General features: G+C 67.1%; 2 protein-coding genes. Both read left to right on the forward strand.

Translation table 11 applies throughout. The features are described from left to right. Positions 1-235: acyl-CoA carboxylase subunit epsilon (locus TN53_RS46235; protein ID WP_267886606.1), on the forward strand; the 235-nt coding region annotated here is incomplete at its 5' end. Between the two features lie 31 nt (positions 236-266). Continuing rightward, the gene (locus TN53_RS40965) at positions 267-755 is read left to right on the forward strand and encodes a nuclear transport factor 2 family protein (RefSeq protein ID WP_046263966.1); all 489 of its coding nucleotides are present in this window, start codon (positions 267-269) and stop codon (positions 753-755) included. The last annotated feature ends 195 nt before the right edge of the window (positions 756-950 follow it).

Raw genomic sequence — 950 nt, forward strand, 5'->3', positions numbered from 1 at the left:
CCACCCCAGTGAAAGGCCACCCATGACCCCCCTTGAGCTGAAGATCGAGCGAGGCAACCCGACCCCCGAGGAACTGGCCGCGGTGATAGCAGTCCTGCACCAGCGCCTGATGAGCACGCCCGCAGACCGCACGGAAGTCCGCCGACCACCCACAGCGGCCCGCTGGCACCGCCAGCAGCCCACCCCGTTCCAGCCCCGGGCCTGGCGCAGCATCCAGTTCCAACGAGCAGCCTGACCCGCACACCTCACTAGAGAAGGACTAGAAGATGCCTACATCCCAGCCGGAGGCCGGCTTGGAAACCCTCCACCGCCAACTACAGCTCCTCAACGACCGCTTGGAGCTCACCCAGCTCTGCGACCGCTACGTCCACCACCTCGACAAGGACCGCGGCAGCGACGCCTGGCTCGACAAGATCTTCACCGAGGACGCCCACCTGACCTTCCCCTTCGGCGAGTTCAAGGGCCTGGAGGGCTTGGCCGGCTTCCAGCAGATGGCCCGCACCACCTTCGCCCGCACCCACCACATCAGCGCGAACCACACCGTGGACCTGGACGGCGACGAGGCCCGGGTGAGCGCCCACCTGATGGCCGTACACGTCCGCCAGGCCGGCGAACCGGCAGCCGACTTCACCATCGGCGGCCACTACGAGGCCGAAGCCCGCCGCACCCCCCACGGCTGGCGCATCCACCGCTTCGACTTCGACCTCGTCTGGCAGTCCGGCGAAGCCCCGCGCGCCAAGACGGAAGCCGCCTGAATTACTCGACCAGGACTCGACCACATCTGTGGAAGGCTGGCGGAGTGAGCGAGTGAGTGACCGAGCGCCCACCACCCCGCAGCCGCCCTGGAGTTGTGAATGAAGCAAGGTCCGCTGTTCTCGATCGCCCGCTGGATCGGCCTGATCTTCGGCGGAGTCTTCACAGGATTCCTGGTCTGCGTACTGGTCCTGGAG

This window comes from Streptomyces sp. WM6386 (assembly GCF_000972385.1).
Lineage (GTDB): Bacteria > Actinomycetota > Actinomycetes > Streptomycetales > Streptomycetaceae > Streptomyces.